General features: G+C 42.3%; 13 protein-coding genes and 1 pseudogene. 8 read left to right on the forward strand and 6 right to left on the reverse strand.

Annotated features, from left to right (window positions below):
* The first annotated feature begins 42 nt into the window (after positions 1-42).
* The 8 genes from BUC17_RS06075 to BUC17_RS06110 all read left to right on the forward strand — a co-directional run bounded on the left by BUC17_RS06075 (position 43) and on the right by BUC17_RS06110 (position 7,479).
* Entirely contained in the window at positions 43-933 is an 891-nt protein-coding gene (locus tag BUC17_RS06075) for a 3-hydroxyacyl-CoA dehydrogenase family protein (RefSeq protein ID WP_073362605.1), read from the forward strand.
* Between the two features lie 113 nt (positions 934-1,046).
* A complete protein-coding gene (locus tag BUC17_RS06080; protein WP_073362607.1) occupies positions 1,047-2,264 on the forward strand; it encodes a DUF1015 domain-containing protein in 1,218 nt (405 codons plus the stop codon).
* Positions 2,265-2,275: 11 nt separating this feature from the next.
* On the forward strand, positions 2,276-2,944 hold the full coding sequence (locus BUC17_RS06085; RefSeq protein WP_073362609.1) for a YggS family pyridoxal phosphate-dependent enzyme: 669 nt from the start codon (positions 2,276-2,278) through the stop codon (positions 2,942-2,944).
* 98 nt (positions 2,945-3,042) lie between these two features.
* Complete coding sequence (locus tag BUC17_RS06090; protein WP_073362710.1) at positions 3,043-4,404, forward strand: exonuclease domain-containing protein; 1,362 nt, start codon at positions 3,043-3,045, stop codon at positions 4,402-4,404.
* A 131-nt stretch (positions 4,405-4,535) separates the two neighbouring features.
* A complete protein-coding gene (gene miaA / locus BUC17_RS06095) occupies positions 4,536-5,477 on the forward strand; it encodes a tRNA (adenosine(37)-N6)-dimethylallyltransferase MiaA (protein ID WP_073362610.1) in 942 nt (313 codons plus the stop codon).
* 34 nt (positions 5,478-5,511) lie between these two features.
* Positions 5,512-6,141, forward strand: coding sequence for a hypothetical protein (locus tag BUC17_RS06100; protein ID WP_073362612.1), 630 nt, complete (start codon positions 5,512-5,514; stop codon positions 6,139-6,141).
* A gap of 17 nt (positions 6,142-6,158) precedes the next feature.
* On the forward strand, positions 6,159-6,749 hold the full coding sequence (locus tag BUC17_RS06105; RefSeq protein WP_073362614.1) for a hypothetical protein: 591 nt from the start codon (positions 6,159-6,161) through the stop codon (positions 6,747-6,749).
* Between the two features lies 1 nt (position 6,750).
* Entirely contained in the window at positions 6,751-7,479 is a 729-nt protein-coding gene (locus BUC17_RS06110; RefSeq protein ID WP_073362615.1) for an acyl-[acyl-carrier-protein] thioesterase, read from the forward strand.
* 192 nt (positions 7,480-7,671) lie between these two features.
* Here BUC17_RS06110 and BUC17_RS06115 read toward each other — a convergent pair whose 3' ends face one another.
* The 6 genes and pseudogenes from BUC17_RS06115 to fabV form a co-directional block, all read right to left on the reverse strand.
* Positions 7,672-8,376, reverse strand: a complete 705-nt coding sequence (locus BUC17_RS06115; RefSeq protein WP_073362617.1) for a response regulator transcription factor — start codon at positions 8,374-8,376, stop codon at positions 7,672-7,674.
* A gap of 6 nt (positions 8,377-8,382) precedes the next feature.
* On the reverse strand, positions 8,383-9,966 hold the full coding sequence (locus BUC17_RS06120) for a sensor histidine kinase (RefSeq protein ID WP_073362619.1): 1,584 nt from the start codon (positions 9,964-9,966) through the stop codon (positions 8,383-8,385).
* A gap of 68 nt (positions 9,967-10,034) precedes the next feature.
* Positions 10,035-10,769: a dephospho-CoA kinase gene (coaE, locus tag BUC17_RS14245; protein ID WP_234977692.1), complete on the reverse strand. Its 735-nt coding sequence runs from the start codon at positions 10,767-10,769 to the stop codon at positions 10,035-10,037.
* Positions 10,761-11,747 (reverse strand): annotated as a pseudogene (locus BUC17_RS14250) (glycosyltransferase); the annotation flags it as partial. The gene coaE and the pseudogene BUC17_RS14250, both read right to left, overlap by 9 nt.
* Positions 11,748-11,833: 86 nt before the next feature.
* Entirely contained in the window at positions 11,834-15,859 is a 4,026-nt protein-coding gene (locus BUC17_RS06135; RefSeq protein ID WP_073362620.1) for a GEVED domain-containing protein, read from the reverse strand.
* 101 nt (positions 15,860-15,960) lie between these two features.
* Positions 15,961-17,151: an enoyl-ACP reductase FabV gene (fabV, locus tag BUC17_RS06140; RefSeq protein ID WP_073362622.1), complete on the reverse strand. Its 1,191-nt coding sequence runs from the start codon at positions 17,149-17,151 to the stop codon at positions 15,961-15,963.
* Positions 17,152-17,191 lie beyond the last annotated feature (40 nt).

Consider the following 17,191-nt stretch of genomic DNA (forward strand, 5'->3'; position numbering starts at 1 on the left):
CATTTTAAAAACAAAAACAAAACAAACTAAGATAAAATACGAATGAAAACAGTTGCAGTTATTGGTGCAGGAACGATGGGAAATGGCATTGCTCATACCTTTGCACAAAGCGGATTCACCGTAAAATTGATTGATATTTCTGAAAAATCTTTGGAAAAAGGGATGCAAACCATCGCCACCAATTTGGATCGTATGGTAGCCAAAGGAAGTATATCTGAGGAAGACAAACACAAAACCATTGGCAACATAATTACTTACACCGACATGAAAGACGGTGTGGTCGGCGTTGATTTGGTGGTTGAAGCCGCTACGGAGAATGTAGGTTTAAAGCTGAATATTTTCAAACAATTAAGTGATTTGTGTGCGCACAACGTCATTTTAGCCACCAATACCTCTTCTATTTCCATCACCCAAATCGCGGCCCAAGTCGTGCACCCCGAACGGGTTATTGGAATGCATTTTATGAATCCCGTACCGATTATGAAGTTGGTGGAAATTATTCGCGGGTATAGTACCTCCGATGAAGTAACCAAAATCATTATGGATTTATCGGTGCAATTGGGTAAAATTCCCACTGAAGTCAACGATTATCCTGGCTTTGTCGCCAACCGAATTTTAATGCCCATGATCAATGAAGCCATTGAGACCTTATACAATGGTGTGGGCGGCGTTTATGAAATTGATACCGTTATGAAACTTGGTATGGCACACCCGATGGGTCCCTTGCAATTGGCGGATTTCATCGGATTGGATGTGTGTTTGTCCATACTGAATGTTATGTATGATGGTTTCAAAAACCCGAAATACGCCCCCTGCCCCTTGCTAGTTAACATGGTCATGGCGGGTAAATTGGGTGTAAAATCAGGTGAAGGTTTTTATGATTATAGCGAGAGTAAAAAAGCAGAAAAAGTCGCTAAGCAGTTTTTGAAGTAGACTTTAGACGTTAGTCGTTAGATGTTAGACTTTAGTCGTTAGCACAACGAACTCATAATTCATAATTCATAACTCATAATTCATAATTTATAATTTATAATTCAAAATTCAAAATGTCCACCCTGCTCCCTTTCAAAGCGGTTCGGCCCGTAGCGGATAAAGTTGCTCTAGTGACGTGCCGAAATTACGACGATTACAGTCCGGCTGAATTGGCAGCATGGCTCAATTTTAATCCCTATTCGTTTTTGCATGTCATCAACCCAGCCTACATGTATGCCCAAAAAATCACCTTAGACAAACGGTTCAAAGGCGTGGCGCATAAATACCAGGACTTCAAAGAGGATGGCATTTTCGTCTCCGAAGACACGCCCGCCCTGTATTTGTATGAGATTCAAACGAAAAACCAAACCTTTACAGGCATTGTAGGGGGCACTTTGATAGAGGAATATAAAAAAGAGGTCATCAAAAAGCACGAAGATACCTTGCAATACCGGGTGGAATTGTTCAAAGATTATTTGCATCAAACCGGATTTAATACCGAGCCCGTTTTGATCACTTATCCCGACCGTGAGACATTAAATTCCTGGATCGACCAGAAAAAACAAGAAGCACCGCTTTACCATTTTTCGACAACCAACAAAGAGAAACATACGCTTTGGCGCATCGATCACCCCGAGGAAATTCAATGGATTCAAACGCAATTTGAGGCTATCCCCGAACTTTATATTGCCGATGGTCACCACCGTTCGGCTTCGGCTGAATTATTGTATGATGAAGTAGGTGATGAACACCATCCCAACGTAAATGCTTTTATGAGTTTTTTAATCGCCGAAAGCAATGTAAAGATTTACGAGTTTAATCGAATCATCCGCGATTTGAACGGCCATTCTCGCGAAGCATTTCTAGAAGCCTTAGAGGCCCATTTTATCCTCAAACCCAAGGGACAAGAATTGTGGAAACCCCAGGATAAGTTTGAATTTGGCATGTATTTGGATGGCAATTTTTACGCCTTATTTTACAAACAAGAGCATCCCAATGCGGGACTTTTAGAAAATTTGGACGCGCAAATTCTGTACGATTATGTTTTGCATCCCATTTTGGGTATTGAAGATCTTCGCAATGATGAACGTATTGAATACTTGCCGGGAAAACAATCGTTACTGACTTTGAAAGAATTGGTCGATGAAGGAGAATTTGAAGTAGGGTTCATGCTCTACCCTTCGGATATTGCTGAAATCAAAGCTTTAGCCGACCAAAAATTGATTATGCCACCAAAGAGTACGTATATCGAACCTAAATTTCGAAGTGGCCTGTTGGTCTATGAATTATAACCCCAAACGCTATGCGGATCGCCGAAAACATCCAGAATATCAAAGCCGCACTACCCCCTGAAGTTACGTTGGTAGCGGTGTCGAAGACCAAACCTGTAAGCGACCTGATGGAAGCCTATGCGGCAGGGCAACGCATTTTTGGTGAAAATAAAATCCAAGAAATGACGGAAAAATGGGAGCAACTTCCCAAAGACATTGAATGGCACATGATAGGGCATGTACAAAGCAATAAAGTCAAATATATGGCTCCTTATGTGGCATTAATCCACGGCGTAGACAGTTTGAAATTATTGCAAGAAATCAACAAACAAGCGGCAAAAAATAACCGTGTTATCGACTGCTTACTCCAAATCCACATTGCCGAAGAAGAGACCAAATTCGGCTTGGATGCTAGCGAACTCGAAGCAATTCTAAACGCAGCGTCATTTCATAGCCTGCAAAATATTAAGGTCATCGGACTCATGGGGATGGCCACATTTACCGAGGACAACGCACAGATTCAAAAAGAATTCCAATTTTTAAAATCGCTTTTTGACCAGTATCAATCGGTTCAATGGCCCAATTTCCAACTTCAAACTCTTTCCATGGGGATGTCGGGCGATTATCAACTGGCTATAGACTGCGGTAGTACCATGGTGCGTATTGGGAGTAGCATTTTTGGTGTTCGTAACTATTCATAAATCCTTGACGCTAAAAGCCTACTTGCCTTTTTTCGTATCATGGAAAGGTGTATTTTTGTGTCAATTATAAACGTAACACAAACGGTATTGCATTAACATTGTATTGTATACTCGACATAGAAACTACCGGCGGCCAATACAACGAAGAAGGCATTACCGAAATTGCTATCTACAAATTTGATGGACATGAGGTTGTCGATCAATTTATTAGCTTAGTCAATCCCGAGATACCTATCCAACCCTTTGTGGTGAAGTTAACGGGGATCAATAATGCTATGCTTCGCAGTGCTCCCAAATTTTTTGAAATTGCCAAACGCATTATCGAAATTACTGAAGGCTGTATCGTTGTTGCGCACAATGCCTCTTTTGATTATCGCATTCTTCGCACGGAGTTCCAGCGATTGGGGTACGAATTTAAGCGTCCCACTTTGTGCACGGTAGAATTGTCCAAAAAATTAATTCCCGACCAAGTATCGTACAGTCTTGGTAAATTAGTTCGTGCTTTGGGCATCCCAATGGCCGACCGTCACCGCGCGAGTGGTGATGCCATGGCTACCGTGAAATTATTTAAACTACTGCTCGCCAAAGACACCGAAAAAGAAATTCTCAAAGGATTGGTGAAAACCGAAATTAAGTCGGGACTTTCCCCAAAACTTCTCGATATCGTGGAAGCCCTACCTACAAAGACAGGAATTTATTACATCCACAATGAAAATGGCGATTTGATTTATATTGGGAAAAGTAAAAACATCAAAAAACGGGTGAACCAACATTTTACGGGGACGACCAGCAAAAGCAAAAAAATTCAACGCGAAGTGTTTGCCGTCACCTATGAAGAAACGGGCAGCGAACTCATTGCTTTGCTCAAAGAAAGTGAAGAAATCAAGATAAACAAACCCATTTACAACCGGGCGCAACGCAAAAGTATTTTTCAGTGGGCCTTGTATGAAGTCCTCAACGATCAAGGGTATTTAGGTCTTTCACTTCAAAAAGCCGACGGGCGAAAAAAAGAAATTACGGCTTTCAGTAGTGTTCAAGAAGGGAAAAACTATCTATTTCGTATCACCGAAAAATTCCAACTTTGCCAAAAAATCAATGGGTTGTATGAAACCCAAAACAGTTGCTTTCAGTACAAAATTAAAGAGTGTGCTGGGGCTTGTATTGGTGTCGAAGCCCCCGATAGTTACAACGTTCGTGTCGAAGCTTACCTTGAAGAAACGCAATTGGGCAACCAAACCCTTGTGGTTATCGATCGCGGCCGACGTACCGACGAACGCAGTGCTGTTTTAATTGAAAATGGCATTTACAAAGGGTATTGTTTTTACGATTTGAATTACCAAATTCACAACCTCGAAATTTTAAAAAATCTAATCATCCCGATGCAAAACAACCGGGATACACGCTCCATTATTCAGGGTTATTTGCGCCGTAATAAAGTCTTGAAAGTGCTCACATTTTAATTTTTATGAAGGGCTACTGAAAAACAACATCTCCCCTCATTGTTGGTAAGCCTTTGATTTGACGTAAAATTTTAAATCGCATCCAAACCAAAATTACCTGTCAATAGAACCATTTTGCTACCTTTGAACCCATGCAAGCGCCTCCTCTTTTAATTACGGTTATCGGTCCCACGGCCATCGGGAAAACAGCTCTGGCCATAGCATTAGCAAAGCATTTTGGCAGTGAAATCTTATCCTGTGACAGCCGTCAATTTTACAAAGAAATGCGCATCGGTACCGCAGTTCCTAGCCCCGAAGAACTTGCAGCCGTACCCCACCATTGCATCCAACATATTTCGATACAGGATACCTATAATGTGGGCAACTTTGAAACGGAAGCATTGCAATTGCTAAACCAACTGTTTCAAAAAAATCCAATTCAAATAATGGTAGGAGGATCGGGTCTGTATGTTGATGCGGTCTTGCACGGCTTTGATGAATTTCCAGCTCTAGAGGGGACAATCCGCGAAACGATAAACCAACGCTTTGAAGAAGAAGGTTTGGCCTATTTGCAAGAAACTTTGCAGTCCTTGGACCCGCACTACTTCACCAAATTGACGGCTGAGAATCCGCAAACCCTACAAAATCCACAACGGATGAAACGTTTTGTCGAAGTTTGCTTAGGCACGGGAAAACCCTACTCCTCCTTTATTGGAAAAAAAGAAAAGGTGCGTCCCTTTCAGTGGATTTGTATCGGATTGGAAGCCGAACGCCACGAATTGTACGACCGTATCAATCGGAGAGTGGATCACATGATGGCCGACGGACTTTTGGAAGAAGTTCGTGCCCTCTACCCGCAACGCCACTTAAACGCCCTTCAAACGGTAGGTTATCGCGAATTATTTGCTTATCTAGAGGGTGATGTGGACTTGCAAACTGCTATTGAAAATATCAAAATGAATACCCGCCGATTTGCGAAACGACAAATGACCTGGTTCAAGCGCGATCCTGAGACGCTTTGGTTTCCTTACACCACTCCATGGGAAGAAATTGTTAAATCGTTGCCTTTTTCTACCCAGCAACGCAACCTATAACGTTTGAATTCATCTTCTTTATAAACCTTTATTTATGCGATTACTTAGTGGCTTACTCCTCTTGTTTTTGGCCGGTTGTGGCATTCCTTATGACGGAGAAACAATTATCAATATCGAAGGACGTGTTGTCGATGCGTACAACCAACCGCTCCCAAACCAGCGAGCCTACCTCGGAGCTTCGTATGGTGACGATGGGTACGATACTGCCACCTACAAAACCGTGACCGATGGACAAGGTGCTTTCCGCTTAACGCTATTTCGACCGAATGAGGGGGCTGAGTTGATTTTTGAAGAAAACAGTACGTATTTGCCCTTGTTTTGTACTGGATTGCATACATCCAACTTTTCTGGATTGCAATGGAATCTCGGAACACTTGTACGGTATAAAGCCACTGACTTGGTTTCGGTGACTATTGTTGTCAATACGGTGAATCCGAATAGTATTTTGGAGCAATTAAAACTTACGGGGATGATTTATACTCCCAACTATGATTTTAATACCCTCACCACAGGAGACCCGATTTCGTTGGATTATCAAGTGCGAAAAAATCAAACCTGTACGTTGCAGTATAAAGTCAAAAATGGACTCACCCAACAAGTGTCCGAATTAACTGTACCCCTTGTAATTGCTGAATCGAATGTAACCTACACCTTAAATTTATGAAACGAAAATGCCTAACAATGATACTTGTCGTTTGGAGTAGTCTTGGACTTCAGGCGCAAAAAGTAAAAAAACAACCTTGGATTGATTTCAATCCCGCTTTTCGTTTTGGGTTTCAGTATCCTCAGTTGGTTGGTTCCAATTTTTTTGCCGACGATTTAACCGAATCCTTAGGATTTCATACCAGCTTGTCTCTAGTTAAAATAGCCAATTTTAGGGCTACCGTAGGGTGGGAATTGCAAGGCTACCGCAATAACAATCCGAATCGGATTGGCAATTTTAGTCATATTCAATCGAGCACTGCCCTATTTCAAGTTGAATATGAACATCCGCTTAACGGACGGTGGGTGTTGAATCCAACGCTGGCGTACGGCCAAAGTCGGATTACCTATCGGGCCACGCGAAGCGGCACAACCCTTGCCCGTCAAAGTTGGGAAGAAATACGCTTGGGATCGTATGCGAATTACAGTTTTGATAAAACCTTTGTAGGGTATGTCGGATTGCATTATGCTTTTTTATACAATAGTGACATCAAGGCGTCTCCCGCCGATGAGGATTATTTTGGAAGAGGAAATAAACTCGTACTTTCGCTGGGCATTTTAATTCACTAATATGGCTATATCGCCTCAGTTTACGTCGCGCTATGCGCAAGAATGGACCATTACTTTTTTACAGTGTTATCCCAATGGGATGCTGAAATACACCGATTTGTGCAATCTTTTACAACTCACGGCAGGAGCACATGCCGATCTGGGCGGACTGAGTTATCGGGCCATGCAACGCCACCATCAGGCGTGGGTGTTGAGCAGGATGCGGGTCGAAATAAACGCTTTGCCCCGCTGGCAAGATACCGTCACCGTGAAAACCTGGATTCATGCTTTGGAGAATTCGCGCTCGACCCGTTGTTTGGAGTTATGGCACGGCGATGAGAAATGGGTAAGTTGTGAAACCTATTGGGCGGTTTTGAATACCCAAACCCGTCGCCCTGACACGCTAGCATTACCCAATGATCATTTTGTGCGCTATGACGAGCGCGCAACAGTTCTACCCACCCAAAAAATAGCATTGCCGAGTTCGCTTGAAACGGTTGAAAACTACCGTATTCGGGTATCTGATTTGGATATCGTGAATCATGTCAATAACGTAAAATACTTGGAATGGTGTTTGAATCATTGCGATCCGCATCGTTTGTTTGAAAGACGTTTGCGGGCTTTTGACATGAATTTCATGCGGGAAATGCATTTAGGTCAAGAAGCCGAAATCGGGCACCACGAGGGCGTCTTTGTTGTGTCGCATGAAGGAAAAAATTGTTTCGCGTTGGCGATGGACTGGGTCGATTGATGCAGGATGTCGCGCCGGGATAGACGTGGAAAGTTCGCCTTAACGGCCCAACGAGCAAAACCCCGAAAACAAGGCGACCTTGTGAAGCCCTTGTTTTCGGGATTTTTTTTTGCTTTGGGGCGGTGGGCGACTTGAAACAGATAGCCCGAAAAGCGCCCAAAAAAAATCCCCATCGTACGACAGGGACTGGAATTATTTTTTGACTACCAAACGGAATCCTTCGCCGTGAATGTTGAGGATTTCGACATTAGGATCGTCTTTTAAATATTTACGCAATTTGGCGATATATACGTCCATACTTCGCGAGGTAAAATAATTGTCATCGCGCCAGATTTTGGTCAGTGCCAATTCGCGCGGCATCAAGTCCTCGACATACAACGCTAAAAGTTTCAACAACTCATTTTCCTTCGGTGAAAGTTTGATCGGCTCTTCGCCAGGGAAGGTAAGAAAGCGCAATTTGGAGTTCAAATGAAACTTCCCGATAGTGAATTCGAACTGTGTATTTTCGGCCTTGGTTTCGGACGATTTACGTTGCATAATCGCTTTGATTTTCATCAACAAGACTTCGGAATCGAAGGGTTTATTGAGGTAATCATCGGCGCCCACTTTATAGCCTTTGAGAACATCCTCTTTCATGGTTTTGGCGGTTAGGAAAATCAGCGGAATTTCTTTGTTTTTCTCGCGAATTTCTTTGGCCAAGGTATACCCATCTTTGTAGGGCATCATGACGTCTAATATACAGAGGTCGTAGGTATCTTTTTTGAATTTTTCGAAGCCTTCCATACCGTTTTTGGCCAGGGTCACTTCAAAGTCGTTGAGGGTTAAGTAGTCTTTGAGGATGGCACCAAAATTTTGGTCGTCTTCTACAAGTAGGATTTTTTTTGTCTCTTTTTCCATGGTAATCTAGTTTATCAGTGGGACTTTAATGATGAATGTACTTCCTTTTCCTTTTTCGCTTTCCACGAAGATTTGGCTGTTGTGATCGTCCACTATTCGCTTCACATACGCCAAACCTAACCCGTGTCCTTTTACGTTGTGCACGTCACCGGTGTGTTCGCGATAGAATTTTTCAAAAATTCTTTTTTGAGCGGTTTTGCTCATTCCTATCCCATTATCCTTTATTTTAATCAGTATAAAATCCTTTATATTTTCAGTGCGTATTTCTATAACGGGTTCTTCGGTAGAATATTTTATGGCGTTATCCAAAATATTAACAATTACATTTGTGAAATGTACATCGTTGAGTAATACGGTGCTTCGGGTTGCTTCACAATGACTTTGAATGCTACCGTTGCGATTTTCTACGATTAAATTCACGTGCTCAATAGCATCATCAATAATTTCATGGATGTCACGAGGCTCTTTGCTGATGTCGAGCTCTTTCTTTTCGAGCTTGGAAATTCGTAGAACGTTTTCTACTTGTGCATGCATTCGTTTATTCTCGTCGCGAATCATTTGAAGGTAACGAAAAACTTTCTCCTTGTCTTCGATGACTTTGGGATTTCGAATGGCATCGAGGGCCAAGTTGATGGTTGCAATCGGTGTTTTGAACTCGTGTGTCATGTTGTTGATAAAGTCCGTTTTGATTTCAGAAATCTGACGTTGTTTAATCAACTGATGCAATGCATTGGCATACGCAATAATGATGATGAGTGTAAAAACGATGGACAACAGCGTAATGGCTAAAATTTCGGAGAAGAGGAACTTCTTCTTTTGGGGAAAATTTACCAAGAGGTTGTACCGGTTGTGACCGTCGTTATCGATAAGAATCGGAATAGAATAGGTGGAATACTTATCGTAATTAAAATGCTCTGATTTGATTTTGGTCGCTAAGCCGTTGCTGTAGACATCAAATTCAAAAGGAGTATTGATTCCGTATTCTTTAAGTTCGGCGTTGAGCAAATTCTTAAGTTGAGCTACCGTAATTCGCTCTTGAATCGGTTTTTGTGCGGCTACGTCTTTGTAGGCGATTTCAAACTGAACATCTTGGAGAATATCTACAGTACCGTCGCGCTCGATCGAAATATCGGGCGTCATTTTATTCTGAAAGCCTTTGTCCTCGAATTCTTTACCGTTGAAAACAGTAGTTTTTCGCTTGGTGGTAAAGTTTTTTACGGTTGTACTATCATCATTTTTATCAAAGAACGACTGCATGATATAATAATCCTCCATCGTAATGCTGTTGGAGTAGATTATGGTTTGATTTGTTTTCTTGTTTCGCTGTACGTATTTATACTCCAAAAAATCTTCTTTTTGAGGAAGTTTACCCGTACTGTCCTTGAGTTGGTTATAGCGATTTAAAAACGAGTATTTCTCTTGTTTTTCGAGCTTTTCGGCTACATTTCCGAGGACTTGCTTCACATGAAATTTGAATTGTTCTTCGCTTTTTTCCAGGGAACTGTTGAACCAATATACCTGTACCAAAATGATTCCCAAAAGGGAAATACTCATTAAGAAAACCAGGAGGCGAAAAACAAATTTATTCATCACCTCAAAATTAAGATTTTAACATTTGGAATGTTAATGTATTAACCAAACATTAACACAGGCGTGTTTTATTGCTTTTTTTTCAAAGAAATGAGGATTTCCTCGATTTGGTGCTTGGTTTCTTCAAAATTTTCATTTTGAATGACATACTGACTGCGTGCGGCACGTTCTTCGTCGGAGAGTTGATTGTTAATTCTTTGTAGTATTTTTTCTCGGGTAGTTTGATCGCGTTTCAACACACGAGCGATGCGTAATTCTAAAGGAGCGGTAATGGTAATTACGGCATCGCAATCTTTATAGCTTCCGCTTTCAAAAAGGATGGCTGCTTCTTTAAATACAATGGGTTCGCGTTGGTGTGCAATGAGCCACTGCTCAAAATGCTTTTTTACTGCGGGATGCACGATGGCATTGAGTTGTTTGAGCTTTTCGGGATTATTAAAAACAACGGCTGCCAACTGTTCCCGGTTTAATTTTCGTTCTTCATTGTAAATCTCCTCTCCAAAACAAGTGGCAATTTGGGCCACAATTTCGGGAAAATCCATTACTTTTTTGGCCTCGAGGTCAGAGATATACACGGGATATCCTTTGGCGATGAGATACTGGGCAAGTGTAGTTTTCCCGCTTCCGATTCCTCCTGTTAAACCGATAATTTTGGTTTTTACAGGGGTGGTATCTACGATTTTCTGCAGAGGAGCTATGAATTTATCCAATGCCTTTTCGACCGACTTATGAATTGGTTCTTCGGCTTCTTTGTGAATATGAATTTCTTCGGTGAGACGGGCTTCTTTGGTGGTAAAAAACAATTCAGGAAAAGCCTCTTGCGGATTTTTTTTAAGCCAATGGATTCGATAATGGGATAAAAGAAAGCCGCTTCCATATCCTTTAAACTGTTTCCACACCGCAACAATTGAGAGTAGGCCGATCCATGGATTGCGGTTTTGAATGGAAGATACCAGAAAAATTAAGGCAAAATACCCCATATACATTCGCATGCCCCAATCCCACAAAAACAATAACCCTAAAAAGGAAACCAAGAGACCCGCCATAAACAGGGTCGGAAACCAAAAGGTTATCTTGGCATATTCGGGATACCAACGGTTTAAAATAGGGCGTGCTTTACCGAATTTATGGACTTGTAGACTAAATTTATCCCAATCAATCCGGCGTTTGTGAAAGACGTAGGCCTTTTTAAACAAACGCGTTTTGAATCCCATTTTCCACAACCGTATGGACAAATCAGGATCTTCACCGGGATGTATATTTCCGAAACCTTTGGAGGCTTCGAAGGCTTTTTTGGAAATCCCCATATTAAAACTACGGGGTTGGAACTTATCAATTTTCTCCGAACCACCTCGGATACCACCGGTAGTTAAAAAAGAGGTCATGGCAAAATTGATCGCCCGCTGAATCGTTGAGAATGACTTCAGGGCTTGGTCGGGTCCTCCAAAACAATCGACATAATTGGATTGTAATTCTTTGACTACCTCGGCCATATAGTGTGGGGGAATAATACAATCGGAATCAAAGATGATAAAATAATCCCCCTTGGCCACTCGCATCCCAAAATTTCGGGAGTCGCCGGGACCCGAATTGGTTTTGTAATAATAGGACAACTGCAATTTTTGCGCATATTTTTGCACCACGGCTTTACAATCAATACTGGATCCATCTTCTACAATAACGACTTCAAAGTCGGGAAAGGTGGATTGCACCAAACTTGAAAGAAGCTCATCGATTTCGTCAGGTCGATTGTATACAGGGATAATGATCGAAAACTGCATTCCTATTTTTTTGGCAAATATACTCGATACCAAAAGAAAATGTCCCGAAGTATCGGGACATTTTTAAGGATAAAAGTAGGATAAAATTATTGTTTTATTACTTTAAGTGTTTTTACCTGTTGATTTACAGTGGCACGAACCAAGTAGGTTCCGGCAGGTAATGACGAAAGATCAATTTGCGAAGCCGTGGCTTGAATGGTTTGTGACCAAACAGATTGACCTAACATTGTAACTACTTCAATACGATCAATAGGCTCAGAAGCGGTTACTTGCAAGATATCTTTCACAGGATTTGGATAAGCGGTAAACTGTACATCGTTGAACCCAACCGTGTTTAAAGAAGCATCATAAACCGAAAGTCCAAAGTTACCTTGTCCACCGTTATACCCGAATGCACGAACCAATACGGTAACCCCAGGGGTAAGTCCGGTGAGTACTAATCTAGAATGACCTACAGCTACTTCTGGAGCGCCATCATCATCACAACCTACAGCCGTTAACACGGCACAGTCGCCAATGTACGCTTGAAGTACAGTATCAATTCCGGCACCTCCTGAAGAAGTACCTGCAGTTTCAATAGTAGCATTTCCTGAGGCAGGAACCACAAAACTATACCAAACATCTTTTCCTGACGTGGCAAATCCAAAAGCACCACATGACGGAGCAGGTGTTTCGGTACTTAAGGTTGCCCCCAAGTTACTTGTATCGATATCTTGATCGGCATATACCCCACCAACAGTTAACGCAGTAGGTGTGGCACAAGAATCATTGTTGGGAACCGGTGGCGGCGTTCCACAAGTAATTGCACGAGTACGCCCATCTTGATTATCGGTACATTGGTCATCAGCGTGGGTAATAAAACGAATAACTCCTGTTACGGTAGCCGTCCAGGTTACTGGAGTTATACCCGAAGTATAGGCCAGCGTAGCGTCAGCATTAGCGATGGTGATAAAATCTGATGCTATTGAACTTGTAAACGTATACTGTTCTCCAGCTGTCACATTTACATTAGAATATTCTCCTGCCCAACCAACTGTGGTGATGGCTTGTGCCGTTCCAGTACAAGTGGGTGTAAAGGTTTGGGTAGGATAAAGACCGTTAGGTGTATCCAGACATACCGTAGTTGCACAGATATCATTTACGGTAATTGCCAAACGAGTAATACTTTCACATCCCAATTCATTTTGAGAAGCGAAATAGGTTGCACCATCCACCAAAGGAGTTGACGTTGGAAGAACATTTCCGCCTGTTGCACTGTCATACCATACAATTTGCGTACCTACAACTGATAAATCGTCGATAGTTCCAGTAGTACAATAATCTTGTGTAGGATTTCCTGAGGGTGCAGCTGAGGGTGCTGAAACGACCAATACCAATTCAACAATTGAAGCACAACCTAAACTATTTTGTCCTACTACAAAGATTGTCTCGCCGTTGGAGGCTACATAAGCGGTAGGATTAGGAATTTCATTCACGAGATTTTCAGCATCGAATAAATCCAAATAAAAGCTATAGGTTAGACCCGTTTCATTGGAAATTAAAGAAATTGCACTGGTCAAATCTACTACTTCAGTTTGATTATTATTCAAATCACACAAAGTTAGCGACGCATCTGATAATACAGGAAGCGGAACAATATCCACTGTAACCTGTAAACGTTGAAAACTCTCACAATCAAGAGTCTGCGATGCGTAATACGATACTCCATCCACCAAAACTGTAGAAGCACTTAGTGGGGTACCTCCAGTTGGTGTTGCATACCACTGAACAGCGGTTCCATTGGCAAATAAATTGGCAACAGTAAATCCGTTTCCACAAAAACTTGCAATAGCATCTCCCGTTGGAGCTGGCGTTGTTGAAGCACAATCGTAGGCCGCAATAAGGAATTCACCAAAAGAATCGTTTAGGTACTCCCAAGCATTAACGTACAAAACTTGCCCCGGATTTAATCCGTTTAAACTGATTAATGAAAAGTTTCCATTGGTACTGCTATCATCATCGCAAGCGAGTAGTGTTAGCGCCCCACAAGTTCCTGAATAAACTGCCATTCCAGTATCGGTAACGGCACTACCCGACAAAGCATTTGTTTCCAAAGTCACACTTCCTGAAGCAGGAACCGTCACGGTAAACCAAACATCGCCTCCAGCAAATGCAGCACACCCCGGTGCAGGCGGATTAGAGTTAGTTGCAGAAACGTTTGTAGTTGTAATTGGAATGTTGTTAACATTTGTTCCGACAGTTAATGCAGTTGCATTAGCACAATCGTCATTGGCAGGAGGTGGAATCAACGTTCGGAATGAAAACGGACCTGTCCAAAGACTTGACTCATTGGGGTTACAAATCGCACTAATATAAACATCATACAAAGTGTTAGGACTTAAACCAACCAATACATAGGGATTAACAGTTACTACTGTTCCAGATCCAGCTGTTGGTGCTGTTCCTCCATTAGGAGTGACATAAATTGCCCATTGTGTCTCCGTACAACCGGCGGTCCAACCAATAGTAACAGTTGTCGTTGTCACATTGGTTGTAATAATATTGGAGGGTTGAGGACAAGCTACCGCAGTAGTTATGGTAACATCGTAATCTTCTGTTTCTCCATAACCATACGAAGCACAGGGATCAATTGTATTTCCTGGCGTATTCCATACATCACGAATACGCATACGATGCGTTCCTAGCGGAGGATTACAAGCTAACGTTATGGTAAACGTCGCTGTACCATTGGCTCCAATAGCCGCCGTTGTAAAACCAACACGCTCATTGGTTTCAAACACTCCATTATCGTTATAATCAATCCAAGCGGCCATGTTTTGGTTACCAAATGTTCCCACGGTTACTGAAACTGTATACGTTCCTCCGGCTTGTAAATCAGCGGTAAAGTTAGGCTGCCCTGTAAAATAGGTATAAGCGGGATTCACAGGATTGGTACCTGAGTTATTTGCCAAAGTAGTACCATTGATTACAATATTTGAAATCAAATCGCCATCGGTTTTTCCAACGGTATAAATGGGCACACAATAACAAGCATTTGGTGCGGTCATTCCCACTAAAATGGGTGTACTTTCAGCACTCTGCCCAGAAGCGGTACAGGTTACCACGCATTTGTAATACGTTGCTACAGTTTGTGACGCCGTATAGGCTTCTGCATTTGAAATTCCAGTAGCATTGGTATACGTAACATTATCGGTTGAAACCAACCATTGGTAGGTCACCCCCGACCCGGACGTCGCATTTTGTAATGTCACATTGAAAGGAACACCCGAACATGCTGTAGCACTTGGAACAATCGTATTCCCTGGATTAGGGGCTCCTGTACAAGATGGAGGTGGTGTCCAAGCAAAAGTCAATCCCGAAGCTGGTGCAATGGTATTGGAGAGTAATACTGTAGCCGTAGCCGTAGTTCCTGCCGTGGTCGCATTCCAATCGGTAGCAGTACTTCGGTTAGAAAAGTTAGAAGCAGGCGTGTTGGGTGCCGCTCGTAAACCACAATCAGCTGTAGTAGCTGTAGCGTTATTGGTCATTGTTCCATACACAATGGAAACGGCGTTGGTTGTTTCTTGTAGACGAATCTGAAAATTAAATGAATCGCCCAAAGCCAAGTACTTGGCATAATTTTTCCACTGTACTACCAGAACACGATTAGGCGCAGTTCCGATTAATTCATAGCGAATTTCAGACCCCGCTTGGGCTTGTAAATCGCGTGAAAAACCAGCAATTCGCGCTACTCGATTACTGGCTACCACTGTACTCGTTGAAGAGAGTGGTGTGTATGATGAAGAGGAGTTCATGTCCACCGCTGGCGTAAACGTTGATGACCCTAAAGAAATCCATCCGTTGGTATTCACAGCAAAACGGTCATAGGTTGTACCGTTAAATACAAAATTGAATCCGATGGGTAATCCCACACCTGTGAAAGCATTCCCCCCCAGAGGAACAGCCGGATCCAAGAATCGTTCATCATCGCTTGCTGTGTTTCCAAGAACAGTCCCTCCGGAAATAGCCGAATACGTGCCATTACTTTGTGAAAAAGTATACTGACTTAACGTTTGACTAAATCCCAACTGTAGAAACAACAACAACGCTAAAGTCATTGTAATTTTCTTCATAAAATACTTTGTTAGGTTTAATTTTTTGCGAGTTAAAAGTAGCCAAAAAAAAACAGCCTGAAAAAATATTCAGGCTGTGGGTATGTTAAAGTTTAAAATTACTAGGAAATACTGGGAATGGATACCACTTCATTTACATCGGCTAGATAGTCCACTCCTTCAAATCCGAATCCAAATAAATTCAGAAAATCATTTTTATAACCGGCTAAATCGCCCAATTCCACAAGTGATTCAGTAGTGGCTTCCTCCCACAAACGGGCAACTTCTGCCTGAACATCGTCACGCATTTCCCAATCATCGATACGAATTCGATTCTCAGCATCGAGGGAAATCGGAGTTCCCGCATACAAACGTGCACGATACAAGCGGTCCATTTGCTCGATACAGCCTTCATGAATCCCTTCCCGTTTCATAATTTTATACAATAAAGAAATATAGAGCGGGATAACGGGTATAGCCGAACTTGCTTGCGTCACCAAAGCTTTATTGACAGAAACGTATGCTTTTCCCCCTAGTGCCTGTAGTTGCTCAGTGATGGTTGCTGCTGTAGCCTCCAAATGATCTTTTGCGCGACCGATGGTTCCGTTACGATAAACCGCTTTGGTTACCTCAGGACCGATATACGAATACGCCAAAGTCATAGCGCCTTCAGCAAGTACCCCTGCTTTTTGCATGGCGTCCATCCACATACTCCAGTCCTCGCCGCCCATAACTACAACCGTATTGTCAATGTCTTCTTGCGTAGCGGGTTCGATGGAGACTTGAGTTACATTACCCGTGTGAAAATCGACTGTTTTATTGGTAAATGTACCTCCAATTGGTTTTAATGCCGAACGGTGTAAAACTCCTGTCGTTGGATGCATCCGTACCGGGGAAGCTAAACTGTAAATCACTAAGTCCACCTGACCCAAATCGGCTTTAATGGTTGCAATGGTTTGCGCTTTGATGTCCTCCGAAAAAGCATCGCCATTGATACTTTTGGCATACAATCCTGCAGCATGAGCTTCTTGTTCAAACGCCGCTGAATTATACCACCCTGGTGAAGCTGTTTTTCCTTCGGTTCCGGGCTTTTCAAAAAAGACACCAATGGTAGACGCGCCACATCCAAATGCACTTGTAATGCGAGAAGCCAAACCAAAACCGGTTGAGGCTCCTATGACCAATACACGTTTTGCTCCGTCAATTTTCCCTTGCGCTTTTACATAATTAATTTGATTTTTTACATTTTGCGCACAGCCTGTTGGATGAGCCGTCAAACAAATAAATCCGCGCATTCTGGGTTCGATAATCATACTTTTCTATTTAATGTTTTATGTACTTCGCCAAAGATAA

Origin of the sequence: Flavobacterium fontis (assembly GCF_900129405.1) — a bacterium.
GTDB lineage: Bacteria > Bacteroidota > Bacteroidia > Flavobacteriales > Flavobacteriaceae > Flavobacterium > Flavobacterium fontis.